The following is a 13,549-nucleotide window of genomic DNA, read 5'->3' on the forward strand; positions in this document are numbered from 1 at the left end:
ATGCGCATCCTGATGGCCTGTGCCGCCTTCCCCCCCAACCTGCCCGGCGGAGCCCAGACGTCCTCCTTCATGCTGGCGAAGATGCTGCAGTCGCAGGGCGCCGATCTGACCGTCGTCAATGTGGGTGACACGGATACAGAGGAAACCGTGTCCGGCCTCCGGGTGCACCGGATTTCCAGCCCGAATGTCTATTGGGACTATATGAAGCGCAAGGCTACCTGGAAGAAGCCGGTCTGGCATGCGCTGGAGAACGGCAATCCCTTCGCCTTTGCCGCCATGCGCCGGCAGATCGCCCGAACCCGGCCGGACCTGTTTCTGACCGTCAGCATCGAGAACATCAATGTGGCGAGCTGGGCAGCTGCGAAGATGGCCGGCATTCCGGTGGTGCATACGGCCTTCAACTCCTTCCTCATTTGCTGGAATTCAGTGATGCAGAAGCGGTCGGAGAACTGCGCACGCCAGTGTACCAGCTGCAAGCTGACCTCTCTGGGCAAACGCGGCTTCACCCGCTTTGTCGACGGGGTGGTGGGCGAGTCACAGGACGTGCTGAACCGGCACCGGCTGGAGGGCTATTTCCCCAATGCGGAAATGCGCCGCATTCCTGCCGTGCTGCCCGGACTTCAGGCCTCAGCGCCGCGCCCCTTCCCGCAAGACCGGCCGCTCAGGGTCGGTTTTCTCGGGCTGCACAGCCATTTCAAGGGACTTGCCTATCTCGCCGATGCAGCCCGTCTGCTTGCAGACGACCCCAGCATCGAATTTCACATTGCCGGGGAAGGCGCCTCGCGGGACAATTACGCCGAGGAGGTCCGGATACGCTTTCCTCAGCACAATACGGTGTTTCACGGATGGGTGAAGGCAGACGAGTTCCTTGCGGGCATCGACGTTCTGGCCTATCCGTCCATCGGGCGTGAGGCATTCGGCCGGTCGTCGATCGAAGCCTTTGCTCATGCCGTTCCAGTCATTTCTACCAATATAGGCGGCGTGGCCGAAAACATTGTAGATGGCGTCAATGGCTTCCACGTGCCACCGGCTGATGCTGCTGCCCTCAAGGAGGCAATCCTGAAAACTGCCGCTTGTGCAGACCGCTATGCCGCGCTGAGTGCCGGCGCACTGGCCGCTGCCAGGACCTATCTGCCTGAGGTGATCGGACCGCAATTCAGCGGTTTCCTTGAGCATATCCGCAGGCGCAAAATGGAAGCCGCGCCCGTGCTGACAGAGGCTGACGCCGAATGAATGCGATCCGCCAGGCCCTGTCCCGCGTCAATGTGAAGGAATTTCTCTGGTCGCTGGCCAGCCGGCTGGCATCGCCCGTGCTCAGCTTTTCCGTCTTGCTGATGGCCAGCCGCATGCTGACCATTGAGGAATACGGTCTCTACAATTTCCTCTTTTCGGTCGGCTCGTCGCTGGGTCTTGTTCTGGTGCTTGGCCAGAACGTGCTGCTGCTCAAGCATTACCGCAACACCGGCAAGCCGGAAGACGCGCCCGGCAACGCCGCTCTCTTGCGGATGAATGCGGTCTGGCTCGGCTGCGGCGCCCTGTTCCTCGCAACAGCCACGGCGCTCATTTATCCCTTCAGGCAGAATCTTGAGCTGCATTATCAGGCCCTGCACGTGGCCTTCGTGTTCGCTGCGGTTTTCTCCGTCAGCGAGTACATGCAGTATTATTTCCGGGTGAAGGGCAATGTCGGGCTGGCGCTGACGCCGCGCGAAAACATCTGGCGCATCCTGACGCTCCTCTGCTTCCCCTTCTTCACCTGGACCGGTTTCATGGATTCAGGGGCCAGGGCGATGGAGATCACCACTGTCCTTCTGGTTCTGGTGGTTGGCTATCAGGTGCTGCGCATGCTGGCGCTGGAAGGCGGGGGCTTTCTGCGCCAGGCACGGGGCACGGGAAGCCCCGGCCAGAAGCGGGAATGGCGGCAGGAGAGCCTTTTCTTCGCCGCCAACAGCTTCTTCGTCTCGGCTTCGCTCTATCTTGAAACCATCCTCATCGGCATATTCCTGAGCCTTGAGGCTGCTGCCTTCTATTTTGTCGCCTTCCGCCTTGCCGCGCTGCTGATGCTGCCCGTCACCATCATCGATACCGTCGGCGTGCCCATGGTGTCCGCAAAACTGCAGGAGCGGAACACTGCAGGGGCACAGTATCTGATCTCGATCCTTTCCGCGGCGAGCTTTGCCGGAACGCTGCTTGCCTATGTGTTCATGATGCTGATCGGCAAATTTGCACTCGGACTGTTCGAGCCGAGCTTTGCCGAGCATTTCAATGTTCTGGCGATCCTCTGCCTGCTGCCGGTTCTGCATGCCTTCTTCGGTCCCGGCACCAGCCTTTTGATGATCGGCGGCGGCGAGCGCTACTTCCTGGCGATGCGGTCGGTTGCCTTTGCCGTCTATATCGGGGTGCTCGCTCTGGCCGCCCCGGTCTATGGCATGGCCGGCATTGCAGCCATCGGGACGCTGCACAGCGTTGCCGTGCTCTACCTCTGCCGCAACTGGTCGCTGAAGCATATGGGGGTGGACAATATGGCAAGCACCATCATCACCGTGCTGCGCAACTGGCGCCAGGGCAGCGTGACCGGCTCCGCTCCCGGCCCCGGGGACGGGCAGTGATGGCAGAACGCGCAGCTTCCGGGCCTGCGCCCGCAAGGCTCATCGCCAGTCTGCTGGCCGCCATTTTGTGCCTGCCTGCGGCTTCCCCTGCATCAGCGCAGACCCTCACCTGCCTGCGCGGCGCCAATGTGGCGGGGGCAGAGTTTGGCGACACGGTCGGCAAGCTCGGCACCACCCATTTTTATCCGACGCAGAAGACCCTCACCTATCTGGCCGGCAAGGGCATGAACATCGTCCGCTTTCCCTTCAAATGGGAGCGGCTGCAGCCGGAGCTTTACGGCCCGCTGGATGACCGGGAACTGACGCCGCTTCTGGCCAGCGTCGCCATGGCGCGGCAGATGGGCTTCACCGTCATTCTGGACCCGCACACCAACGCCCGCTTCGCCGGCAAGCAGATCGGCTCGCCGGAAGTGCCAACCGCCGCCTTCGTGGATTTCTGGCGCCGCATGTCCGCCTTTCACGCGGGCGACCCGCAAGTCATGTTCGAGCTGCAGAACGAGCCGGATTACATGGATGCAGCCTTCTGGCTGCCCTCCGTCAATGCGGCTATCGCGGCAATCCGGGAAAATGGCGCGGACAACATGATCCTCGTGCCCGGCACCATCTGGACCAGCGCCTATCACTGGTTCGCGGAACAGAACGGCGGCAGCAATGCCGAGGTGATGACCGGTGTCATTGATCCGCTGAACAATTTCGCCTTCGACATCCACCAGTACCCCGACCACGATTTTTCCGGCACCAACCGCACCTGCCCGGCAACAGACACGGCAATTGCGGCCCTCAGCCGGGTGACGGACTGGCTGAAGGCCACTGGCAACCGGGCGCTGCTGGGCGAATTCGGCGGCACCGCCAGCCCGGATTGTCTGGATGCCATCGGCCGCATGGCCGGTTTCGTCAATGACAACCCGGACACCTGGATCGGCTGGACCTACTGGGCCGCCGGTGACTGGTGGGGCGACTATCCGCTCTCCATCCAGCCCGATGACCATGGCATCGAGCGGCCGCAGATGCGGGTGGTGCAGCGCCATATCCTTGATCCCGTAACCGGGCAGATCCCGGCCTGCGCTTCCCTTGCGCCCGCCAGTGCGTGGCAGCTGCGCGGCCCGGAAGGGAGCCAGAAAGGAACCGGTTCCGCCGATGCCCCCGCACGCTGAAACTGTGACCACGCAGGCACCGGTTGCGCTGACGCATGAACCCGCGCTGGTCATGGGACCACCCGCACGCACCGGTGTGATCCTGATCGAAGACTGGGGCTACACTGGCCTTTGCGCCCGGCGCAGCATGCGGCTGCTGGCCGAGCGGCTGGCCGTGGCGGGCTATCCGGTGCTGCGGTTCGATCTGCCCGGCATGGGCGCCTCCTTGCGCAATCCGGAAGACATTGGCAGCCTCGAAGAGGCTGCAACGGCCCTTGATGAAGCCGCCGAAGCCTTGAGCGCTGCCCGTGCATGCGACCGTTTCATCTTCGCAGGGCTTGGCCTCGGCGCGCTTCTGGCGCTGGACCGGGTGGCCCGTCAGCCGCAGAGTGCCGCCGCACTGATCCTCATGGCCCCGCCCGTTTCGGGCCGCAGCTGGCTGCGGGAGAACCAGCTGAATGCCGCCATGATCGCGGAGCGCACGGGTGTTTCCACGCCGCCGGTGCCGGGCATCGCCTTTCATGTGGCCGGGATTGCCATGACCGAAGGGCTGGCGGGCGCCATCCGCTCACGCCGGATGACTGCGCAGGACATCCCGGCCAGCTTGCCCGTCCTCGTCATGCCCCGTCCCGGACGGACGGCCGAAGAGGACTTTGCCTCGGATCTTGCCGCCATGCACACCAAGGCAACACGGCTCGATTTTTCCGGCTATGACGCCATGGTGACGGACCCGACCCTGTCGCTGGCACCGCTGGATGATCTGGGCGGGATCGCCCTGTGGCTGGAACATGCGCTCCCCGCTGAGGCCCCGGCCCGCGAGCCCGCGCCCGCAAAGCCTGCCGTTCTGACGACTGCCTTCTTCTACGAGGAAACCGTCATGCTGGGCCGGTACAGCCAGATGGCCGGAACCTGGTGCACATCCTTCAGCCCGCCGGAGACAGCCGGACCAGTGGTTCTGGCCTTTTCCGCGGGCGGCACGCCGCGCACCGGCTGGGCGCATGGCATGCGGGACATGGCGCGGGCGCTAGCCGCGCGAGGCATCGCCTCGCTGCGGGTGGATGCCTCGGACATTGGCGACAGCGTGGCCACACCCGAAGGGCTTTATCCGGTGCATTACAGCGCGCCCCAGATGCAGGACGTGACGGATGCGCTCGACTGGCTGAGTGCACACGGCTACTCCCAAGTCATTGCAACAGGTGCCTGCAGCGGCGCCTATCTGGCACTGCGCGGGGCCGTGGCAGATACACGGATCAAGGCAGCCGTCTGCGTCAACCTGCAACGGCTGCTGTGGGACCGGCGCGAGGATATCGCCGACCTGCTGCATTTTGGCCATGACGATGCCGCCGGCTATGCGGGCAAGCTGCTGGACCCTGACAAGCTGCGCAAGCTGTTGTCCGGCGGTGTGCCGGTGCGGCGGCTCCTGAAATACATGGCTGGGCGGGTGCTGCAAAAGGCCGAGGAGAAAACGGCGCCCTGGGCCATGGGCCTGACGCCTTCATCCCGCCTGCAGCGGCAGATCGCAGCAGACCTGGCGCTTGTCAGCGAACGCGGACAGGTGATTGACCTTATCTACAGCCCCGGCGACCCCGGCCTGCCCTATCTGGAACGGGCGCTTGGACCTGATGGCGCTAAGGCCGCCAGTATTCCAGGCGTGTCCGTCACCTTCCTTGGCAAGGCCGATCACAACCTGACACCGCCTGAGGCACGCGCTGTCTGGCTCGATCATCTGCTGAAGGCGGCTCAACCCTCGTAACGCACACCTTCCAGAGCATTGACCGCCGAGACCAGGCCGCGCGGTGCCGCATCAGCCGGAGCAGAGGCTCTGCGCCTGAGGCGAATGCGGCGTGGCGCTCCGGGCGCGAGGTGGAACCAGTTGTCTTCCGCGATGAAGCACGGGTCCTCCACATGCAGGCTTTCCGCAAAGCGGCTGGAGGTCACCTCCAGCGCCCAGCTGCCGTCCTCACACCTCTCTACCGCCACCGTCAGACCCAGATCCTGCGGCGGCAAATTGCGGCCTGCGGGGAAATGGAACGCCTCGCTCAGGAGTTCGCCCGTCTCCGCATCCGTGAGGCGCAGCACCGTGACCGAATGCGGCAGCGGGCCGAAGCGGTAGGCATAGGTGATGTCGAAGAAGCTGCCAATGAGATCAACCGCAGGAATGATCTGCCCTGACCGGGCAGCAAGCTCAATCTCACGGAAAGCGCTTACGACCGGCACATGCCCGTCCCGCAGGGCCAGCAAGGTGAGCTTCACCCGGCGCGGCTCTGCCGTCTCATTGAGAAGATGCACGTCGAGGCCATTGGTACCCTCATCCAGCGCCAGCACCTGAACAGGGCGCAGCACATGGGCCAGGGCCTGCAAGGCAGGTTTGGGCTCGCCGCCCGCCGCCATCAGTCCCCAGCCGCAGCCGGATGCAAGGTCGCTCAGAGCCAGAACCAGCGCTCCCCGGCAGGAAGAACCAATCCTCCGCCACTCGGCAAAGGTCTCCGCCATCACGGCGCCACTAACAGCACGCGACAACATGAGATAGCGCTCCAGATCCTCCACCGCGAGAGCCTGCGGATCAATCCGGTAAAGATTAGCCAGATAATGATCTCGCACATCCGCAAAATCCCAATCGGCGCCGCGGTCTCTCGGAGCCAGCGCCTTCCAGCCCGCATCTGACGGTTTGCGGCCCGCAAGGCCCGCGTCATCCGGCAGATTGGCGAAGGCAAGGCACTCTCCGGCAAAGCGGACATTGGCACGGCGGGCATCTTCCAGCGGGCGGCGGTAGGCCCCGACACCGTAGTAGTGGCCGATGCCCTCCCCCGGATAAAACGGCAAGCTGCCGCCGGAGGGGGAGTTGGGCATGAAGGGAATGCGCGGCGCCTCTTCCGCCGCAAGGCGCGGCAGCAATTCTCCCGAGAGCGAACAGGCGCGCCGCTCTGCGGGCAGGCCCATCATCGCCGCCTGCTGCTGCATTTCGCTGCCGCCGCACAACACGGTGAGGCAGGGATGCGGGCTGAGACGGGCCAGCGCCTGCCGTGCTTCCACCTTAACGGATGCAGCAAAGGCCTCATCAGCCATCGGATAATCAAAATTGGCGAACTGGAAATCCTGCCAGAGCATCAGCCCCAGTTCATCGCACAGATCAAGCAGATCATCGCTGGCATAAACGCCCAAGCCCGGCACGCGGATCATGTTGAACCCGGCAGCCACGGCTGCTTCCAGATGCGGGCGGCAGGCCTCGCGGTCATCACGCAGCGCCAACAGGTCAGCACTCGTCCAGACCGCGCCACGGGCAAAGACCGGCAGGCCATTTAGGACTAGGCCGAAGCCCTTGCCGTCCTGCCCGCGCTCCACCTCAATGCGGCGGAAGCCGGTGCGGCCAATCCATGTCTCCACGCCGTCCTGCTCCAGCACCACGTCATGCAGGACCGGTGCGCCGTAGGGTGCGGGCCACCATGGGGCAATGCCGGGCAACCGGAGATGCGCGGTCAATGTGGCGGGGCCAGTTTGCTTCAACTCCGCAGTGTGACCGGCGCAGCGGATCATGGCCCCCGCCATTTCCGCAAGCCCCCGCAGGCTGACAGTGAGATGACCGGTGCCATCTTCATCGAGCAGCGCGGAGATGGCTTCCACCTGCGGCGCTTCTGCATCCGCCTTTTCGATCCACACCGGCTTCCACGGCCCCACGGCCTCAATCTCCGGGCACCAGCCGGGCATATGGCCAAGCAGCGCCGTGCGGATGCCACGCAGCGCGGGCTCATCAATGAGCATGGTTTTCCAGCGGGCGCGCGGCAGCTTGCGGGCAAGCCGCCCGGTCAGCGCCCGAAAGACGAGAACCAGAGTATTCCGCGCCTGCGCCTCCACCTCAACCGCATGGCGGCGGAACATGTTGTCCGTTTCAAGAACGCAGGTGCCGTTCCACCAGACCTCGCAGAGCGTCGCCAGCCCCTCGAAGATGAGCCGGTGACGCCCGGGTTGAACTGTGACTTCAGCGCTGTAGCAGATATCCCGGTCCTGCAGTGGAGTGGGGGCCGCCGGATCAAACCGCCCCGCCCGCGCAAGGGCCTCCGCCGCCGTCCCGGGCACGGGCGCGGGAACGCTCTCCAGCCCGGCAAGCTCTTCTGGCCTTGCAGCAGAGCCAACCGGCAGCACCACCATGCGCCAGTCTGCGGTGAGAAGCTTACGCCCTGCCATCATCATACGCCGGAACCTTCATGGGCAGCCTCAAGGACCGTTTCCTTGGCACGGCCTCTCCGCTCCCCTCGCCCTGGTGGGCAGCAACATCCACACAAGGCGTCGGAATGCGCCCTAAACACAGATTTGATCGTGGAAAAGATGAGCTGTTCCAGATTCTCGCTCCTCTGGCTGAGGCCTCTCATTTCCCCTCCCCCTTGAGGGGAGGGGAGCAGATAGGCCGTGCCGGATAAAAAACGGCTGCCACCTTGTACCAAATCCCTGAAACGTCTTTCTGCACGATGTGCTCAAGGCAGGAGAGGGGCACTGTAGCCAAATGTTAGGCAACTCAGCCACGCACGTCATCACAAACCGCCACCAGCCCTGCCGCCAGTTCATCCCAGGCATCCGCTGCAGGCATCAAGGCAGGCGTAAGCCGGTCGAAGGACTTGCGCATCACGGCGCGGGCGAGCTGAAACTGAACGGACTTGGCGCAGGACGAAATGGTTCTGGCATGAGATGACAGGGGGGCGAGACCGGCCAGTTCCGGTTGGTGATCCGCGAGCCAGTCAAGATGAGCGGCGAACAGCTCGAAATTTGCACCCAGCTGGCGCAGGGTGTTGAAGGCATAGAGGTGGAAGAAACCGAAGGGCCGCTCCGCAAACGCCTCCACCTGCCCGGCAAAGACAGCGGCAAAGCTGCGCACCGGGTTGGCTTCAGGCCTTGCTGCAACATGGCGGGCGAGGATCTTCGCGGCGCGCTGCGCAATCTCCGGCCCCTGCGGCAGCTCAACCGGGAACTTGACGAATTCGGTATAGGGCAGCAGCGGCAGCGCGTCCGGCGCGGCGTTGCGGTGGAAGATGCCGTCGAAATCCTCCCCCTCCAGCCGGTGCAGGCCGAGGTTATGGAAATAGTCCATCTGCCGGGCTTCAAGGTCGAGCCGGTTGATGGCCACCGTCGTCTTGCCGTGTTCCTTGCGGTAGGCGGTGCCCTGCGTGTCCGGCAGGAAGAAGCTGTCCAGCTCGACAAGACACAGCCGCCCGCGGAGGATCTGCTCTGCCACATGCAGCTCCACCCGGTCATAGATGGCAAGTTCCGTCACCCGCAGGCCGAAGAGCGTTTCCAGATCCTCCAGCGGCACCTTGAAGAAGGTGAACTGGTCGCCCTCGAAATCCTGCGTGATGGCAAAGCCCAGCGCTGCCTCAGGCGGCAGGCCGAGCGCAGCCAGAACCTCGATCCATATGTCGAGATAGCAGTTGGTTTCCGGCCAGTCGCGCGACAGGTCATGCAAGGCATGGCGCTGATAGGTCTCGGGCGAAAGCGCCGGAAACACCTTGTCCGTCACGGCCATCTCAGCCCCACAGCACCTTGCGCACCCCGGCCGGCCAGCTGCCGGTGTCGAGGCCATGGTGAGCAAACAGCGCCAGCGCCACACGTTCCAGGCCAAAGCCGACGCAGGCCGTATGCGCCACTTCACCGTCCGCCGTGGTCAGGCCCCAGGTCTTGCCGAAATGGTCCTGATGGTAGTTGAAGGACAGGCACGCGGTCGGCTTTTCGGTAGACGTCACCGGCACCAGCAGCTCGAACTTCAGGTTCTGATCGCGCTGGTTGTTGGAGAGCATGCGCCCGGCGCGGCCGAAGAACGGGTCATTGGCCACATCGATGGCGACCGGCAGGCCGACGCTGGCAATCAGCTCCTGCCCGCGTTCCATCCACGACTGGCGGAAGGCCATCACCTCGTCCGGCGTGCCCATGCGCACATATTCGCGCATCCGGAACAGCTGCATGCGCGCCGGATCCTTCGACGGCTCATGACGGAAGCAATAGGACTGAAGATCGAAGATACCGCCGCGCTCCGGCAGCTGCCCGCGCCGCGCCACGGTGGGATAGAGCGGATAGCAGGCGGCCGGCGTCAGCACGATATCCGTTGCCTCCTGCCCCTTGGTCCAGTCACCACCCTCGGCCATGCACTGCAGCAGGTTCACATGGTCCAGCTCGCAGCCGCAGAAGCTGTGCACCGTGCCGGCCAGCTGCGGGAAGCTCTTCATGTAGCCCGAGCCCTCGAAATGGGCGCGGTTCATGCCCGGCGGAAACCGGATGACCTCGGCCTGCTGGTCTGCCCCGAAGGCCGACACAAGCGCATCGAAGCGCTGGATCACGTCCTCGAACACGCCGCCGCGGCCATAAAGGCCGTCAACGCCCGTGTCGATGAGATGACCGGCGGCAAACAGCCGGTCGAGAAGGGAAGCCTGCATGTCCATGTGTCCCCCGGAAATCGCTTTTTGAAATGTCTCAGCCAAGCAGGCTGGTGTCCTGCCGGTTCATCAGCAGAAGCGTGGATGTGTTGCCCAGAATGCGGTCGTTGGAAATCATCAGCTGCGCCGAATGGGCATCGCGCAGGTGACGGCCAAGGCTGTAGGGCGTGCCATTCTTGTAGCCCATGATGCCGCAGACCAGCAGGCAGTGGTTGATGATGTCGAGGATCGTCTGGGAGGAGGCGATCTTCACGTTGTTCATGGAAACGGCAAAACTGATGGAAGACAGCCGCGTCTCGTCTTCCCGCGCCGCCTCATACTGCTGCAAGGCCGCCAGAATGTTGGACTTCACCAGTTGCAGCAGGTTGGATGCTTCAGCCAGGCGCAGCGCGCCGGGTGGAACAGTGCCGGGGCTCTTGCGTGCAGCCGCCTTCACGAAGGCCTGCGCCCGCGCAAAGGCATCAGCTGCAATGCCGAACCACACGCCGCTCCACAGGATGTGCGAATAGACCAGCATGGACTGGGCCGCGATCTCGGCAAAGGGCTTGGGCAGGATCTGGCAGGCAGGCGCCTCACCCTTGAACAGGAACCCGTCCGAGCGGGTTCCACGCATGCCCAGCGTGTCCCAGTGATGGGTCTTGTCGAGGCTGTACTGCCCTTTCAGAAACACCGTCATGACCTGATCGGACGGCGCACTGTCCGCTTTCGCACGTGAGGTAACGAGAATGGCGTCCGCTGCCTCCGCATAGGAGATGACGGTCGCGTCCTTCTGCAGCCGGCAGATCCCGTCCGCCACCTCGACGGCACAGATGGAATTGCGCAGGTTGCCGCCAATGCCGCCTTCGGTGGTGGCGGAGGCGAGCAGAAGCTGTTCATCCGCGATCCGGCGCATAAAGCCTTCGTGCCACGCATCACCCTGCCCGTGCGCCACAAGGCTCGACACCTTGATCTGGTGCATGGCGAAGATCATGCCCGAAGCTGAACAGGCCTGACCGAGAACGGAGCAGACTTCCGCCAATTCTGCGGTGGAGGCACCTTCGCCGCCCAGAAACACAGGAATCTGCAGACCCAGCAGGCGCTCCGCCCGCATGGCATCCAGCGCCTCCTGCGGGAAGCGGCCGGAAGCGTCAACATCATCCGCATGGGCGCCAGCCACGGCCGCAGCGCGCCTTGCACGCTCAGCGAGGGCCAGGGCACGAACCGGCCGCAACTCGTTCATCACGCCACCTGTCCAGCTGTCAGCGAGGCAACGGCCGCAGAAATCGCCGCGATCGAGGCAAAGGTCTTGCGGTTCAGAAGTGTCTCGGGAAACTCGATGTCGAAGGCATCTTCCAGGCCCAGCATCAGCTGCACGGAAGCAAAGGACGACAGTCCGGCTTCGTACAGATCATCCTCATCGCGCAGCGTATCGACGGGCACAGGCAATCCGCCATGCCGGGAAATCAGGTCACGGATCGTAGCAGTCATGAATTATCAACCCCAAACAACGCCAGCCATGTCCTTGCGCACCAGCCAGTGATGGAACTTGGCAGCGAGGATAGGCAATCGTGGGGATCATGGCACGCGCAAAGATACAATACAGTTAAATCAAGACTGCAATTCGTCTGATTTCATTAACCAGCGATAAACTTACTCTGCGTTCTCAGGTCTTTTCCCTTAGGAAACCGCCAAGGCAGCGTGTCTGCATGGGCTTGTGGACCGGAAGCTGCCTTGCCCTACACCAGCATCCGGCGCAGCGTGTCATCCCGCAGCACGAAATGATGATGCAGCGCCGCTGCAATGTGCAGGAAGACGAGGGCGGTGAAGGCCAGCCCCAGCACCATATGCAGGCGGAAGAGACTGGCCGCCAGTTCCCGGTCCTGCCCTGTCAGCGGCGGCAGGGTGAACAGGCCGAACACCTGAATGGCTGCGCCATAGGCAGACGTCGCCACCCAGCCGATCAATGGATTGAGGAGCAGAAAGCCATAAAGCAGCACATGGACCGTCTCTGCCGCCCGGCGCTGCCAGATGGGAATGGAAGCAGGCAGAGGCTGCGGCGGATGGCGCAGCCGCCAGAAGAGACGCGCCAGCGTCAACACCATCAGCACGACGCCAACCGAGCGGTGAAAGTCGAACAGACTGTTCTGCAGACTGCCAGGGCCGACACGGATCATGATGAAGCCCGCCGGCACCATGGCCAGAACAAGCCCCGCCGTTACCCAGTGAAACAGGCGGGCGCCGCCACCATACCGGAACGTATCGCTTCCCATCACGGCCTCTCCCTGCTGCCTTTATGCCACGCAGGATCGCATGCATGGCGCTGAAGGCAAGGCCTGTCACGATTACGTGAGGCCTGCATCGGAACACCTCCTGCGTGCGTAAAATCGACAAAGACAGGGTAAACCCTATTTACCCCTGCTAAAATTGGTTCGAGGGCGAACTTCAGGCCAGGGTGCGCCAGGCGGTGTTTGAGTATTTCAGGCCAGAATGCCGCAGCATCACTGGCCCTGAAACCAGAGGGTGGAGAGGCGCGAAGTGAGGTCAACACGGATGCCAGCGGCACTGACAGCAGGCCAAACGACGCAAGCGGCAAAGCATCGGCCCCAGCGGGATCCAGCGCTCCGCCTGACTTCCTTTGCCGAAGACGAGGATTGGCGGTCAGTGCTGGCCGCAGCCCGCGCGCCCGGAAAACCCCTGCCGCAACGGTGGGAGAGCCTTTTTGGCCCTTTGATCCACATGAGGCCGGATGAAACGCGCGTGGTCGGCCAGCTTGGCCAATCCCTCGACGGACGCATCGCCACGGTCAGCGGTCATTCAAAATACATCAACGGCCCCGGCTGCCTGTCACATCTGCACCGGTTGCGTGCGGTCTGTGATGTGGTGGTGGTTGGCGCCGGAACGGCCATCGCCGACGATCCGCAGCTGAATGTGCGCCTTGTGGAAGGGCCGAACCCTGCTCGGGCCATCATCGATCCGAATGGCCGTGTGCCGCGCGACCTGCGCCTGTTTGAAGATGACGGCACCCGGCACCTGGCTGTGACCGCCGTGGGCACAGAGGGAGACTGGCCCGAAGGGGTGGAAGTGCTGCGCCTGCCCCGGCTTGCCTGTGGCGGGCTTTGTCCATCGGCTATAGTTCAGGCTCTGGCAAAGGCGGGTTTGCGCCGTATCCTGATCGAGGGTGGCAGCCAGACAATTTCACGTTTCATCACCGCACGCAGCCTCGACCGGCTGCACCTGCTCATAGCGCCGATGATCATCGGCGCGGGGAAAATGGGGCTGGAGCTTTCGCCAATCCAGACCCTGCAGGAGGCCCTGCGTCCGCGCATGACGCCCCATCAGGCCGGAGACGAGGTGTTGCTCGATTGCGACCTGCGGTCCTGCCCGGTCTATTCCTGATAGCAGGGCCTTTGATGCT

At 63.5% G+C, this 13,549-nt stretch carries 11 protein-coding genes; 5 read left to right on the forward strand and 6 right to left on the reverse strand.

Going from position 1 to position 13,549, the window contains the following annotated elements:
- From V6L75_RS17940 to V6L75_RS17955, 4 genes are read left to right on the forward strand one after another with little or no spacing between them, the layout of a single operon-like run.
- Positions 1-1,233, forward strand: a complete 1,233-nt coding sequence (locus V6L75_RS17940; protein ID WP_334252849.1) for a glycosyltransferase — start codon at positions 1-3, stop codon at positions 1,231-1,233.
- A complete protein-coding gene (locus tag V6L75_RS17945; RefSeq protein ID WP_334252850.1) occupies positions 1,230-2,606 on the forward strand; it encodes a lipopolysaccharide biosynthesis protein in 1,377 nt (458 codons plus the stop codon). The genes V6L75_RS17940 and V6L75_RS17945 overlap by 4 nt, the downstream gene beginning before the upstream one ends.
- On the forward strand, positions 2,606-3,760 hold the full coding sequence (locus V6L75_RS17950; RefSeq protein ID WP_334252851.1) for a glycoside hydrolase family 5 protein: 1,155 nt from the start codon (positions 2,606-2,608) through the stop codon (positions 3,758-3,760). The genes V6L75_RS17945 and V6L75_RS17950 overlap by 1 nt, the downstream gene beginning before the upstream one ends.
- Complete coding sequence (locus V6L75_RS17955) at positions 3,744-5,492, forward strand: alpha/beta fold hydrolase (protein WP_334252852.1); 1,749 nt, start codon at positions 3,744-3,746, stop codon at positions 5,490-5,492. Before V6L75_RS17950 ends, V6L75_RS17955 begins: the two co-directional genes overlap by 17 nt.
- On the opposite strand, the gene V6L75_RS17960 is transcribed toward V6L75_RS17955, so the two are convergent.
- The 6 genes from V6L75_RS17960 to V6L75_RS17985 all read right to left on the reverse strand — a co-directional run bounded on the left by V6L75_RS17960 (position 5,480) and on the right by V6L75_RS17985 (position 12,404).
- A complete protein-coding gene (locus V6L75_RS17960) occupies positions 5,480-7,921 on the reverse strand; it encodes a glycosyl hydrolase 2 galactose-binding domain-containing protein (protein WP_334252853.1) in 2,442 nt (813 codons plus the stop codon). The genes V6L75_RS17955 and V6L75_RS17960 overlap by 13 nt on opposite strands.
- A 328-nt stretch (positions 7,922-8,249) precedes the next feature.
- The gene (locus tag V6L75_RS17965) at positions 8,250-9,251 is read right to left on the reverse strand and encodes a DUF1839 family protein (RefSeq protein ID WP_334252854.1); all 1,002 of its coding nucleotides are present in this window, start codon (positions 9,249-9,251) and stop codon (positions 8,250-8,252) included.
- A 1-nt stretch (position 9,252) separates the two neighbouring features.
- Positions 9,253-10,161: an amino acid--[acyl-carrier-protein] ligase gene (locus tag V6L75_RS17970; RefSeq protein WP_334252855.1), complete on the reverse strand. Its 909-nt coding sequence runs from the start codon at positions 10,159-10,161 to the stop codon at positions 9,253-9,255.
- A gap of 31 nt (positions 10,162-10,192) precedes the next feature.
- Positions 10,193-11,374, reverse strand: a complete 1,182-nt coding sequence (locus V6L75_RS17975; protein ID WP_334252856.1) for an acyl-CoA dehydrogenase family protein — start codon at positions 11,372-11,374, stop codon at positions 10,193-10,195.
- Positions 11,374-11,622, reverse strand: a complete 249-nt coding sequence (locus V6L75_RS17980) for an acyl carrier protein (RefSeq protein WP_019963581.1) — start codon at positions 11,620-11,622, stop codon at positions 11,374-11,376. The genes V6L75_RS17975 and V6L75_RS17980 overlap by 1 nt, the downstream gene beginning before the upstream one ends.
- A 248-nt stretch (positions 11,623-11,870) precedes the next feature.
- Positions 11,871-12,404: a cytochrome b gene (locus V6L75_RS17985; protein WP_334252857.1), complete on the reverse strand. Its 534-nt coding sequence runs from the start codon at positions 12,402-12,404 to the stop codon at positions 11,871-11,873.
- A gap of 466 nt (positions 12,405-12,870) precedes the next feature.
- Here V6L75_RS17985 and V6L75_RS17990 point away from each other — a divergent pair, with 466 nt between their 5' ends.
- On the forward strand, positions 12,871-13,530 hold the full coding sequence (locus V6L75_RS17990; protein WP_334252904.1) for a RibD family protein: 660 nt from the start codon (positions 12,871-12,873) through the stop codon (positions 13,528-13,530).
- The last annotated feature ends 19 nt before the right edge of the window (positions 13,531-13,549 follow it).

Origin of the sequence: Pannonibacter anstelovis (assembly GCF_036881715.1) — a bacterium.
GTDB classification, from domain to species: Bacteria; Pseudomonadota; Alphaproteobacteria; order Rhizobiales; family Stappiaceae; genus Pannonibacter; species Pannonibacter anstelovis.

Excerpts from the sequence above, each read along its gene's own strand:
- V6L75_RS17970 (WP_334252855.1), bottom strand. The coding sequence starts at position 10,161 with ATGGACATGCAGGCTTCCCTTCTCGACCGGCTGTTTGCCGCCGGTCAT.
- V6L75_RS17960 (WP_334252853.1), bottom strand. The coding sequence starts at position 7,921 with ATGGCAGGGCGTAAGCTTCTCACCGCAGACTGGCGCATGGTGGTGCTG.
- V6L75_RS17950 (WP_334252851.1), top strand. The coding sequence starts at position 2,606 with ATGGCAGAACGCGCAGCTTCCGGGCCTGCGCCCGCAAGGCTCATCGCC.
- V6L75_RS17945 (WP_334252850.1), top strand. The coding sequence starts at position 1,230 with ATGAATGCGATCCGCCAGGCCCTGTCCCGCGTCAATGTGAAGGAATTT.
- V6L75_RS17985 (WP_334252857.1), bottom strand. The coding sequence starts at position 12,404 with ATGGGAAGCGATACGTTCCGGTATGGTGGCGGCGCCCGCCTGTTTCAC.
- V6L75_RS17965 (WP_334252854.1), bottom strand. The coding sequence starts at position 9,251 with ATGGCCGTGACGGACAAGGTGTTTCCGGCGCTTTCGCCCGAGACCTAT.
- V6L75_RS17940 (WP_334252849.1), top strand. The coding sequence starts at position 1 with ATGCGCATCCTGATGGCCTGTGCCGCCTTCCCCCCCAACCTGCCCGGC.
- V6L75_RS17955 (WP_334252852.1), top strand. The coding sequence starts at position 3,744 with ATGCCCCCGCACGCTGAAACTGTGACCACGCAGGCACCGGTTGCGCTG.
- V6L75_RS17990 (WP_334252904.1), top strand. The coding sequence starts at position 12,871 with ATGAGGCCGGATGAAACGCGCGTGGTCGGCCAGCTTGGCCAATCCCTC.
- V6L75_RS17980 (WP_019963581.1), bottom strand. The coding sequence starts at position 11,622 with ATGACTGCTACGATCCGTGACCTGATTTCCCGGCATGGCGGATTGCCT.
- V6L75_RS17975 (WP_334252856.1), bottom strand. The coding sequence starts at position 11,374 with ATGAACGAGTTGCGGCCGGTTCGTGCCCTGGCCCTCGCTGAGCGTGCA.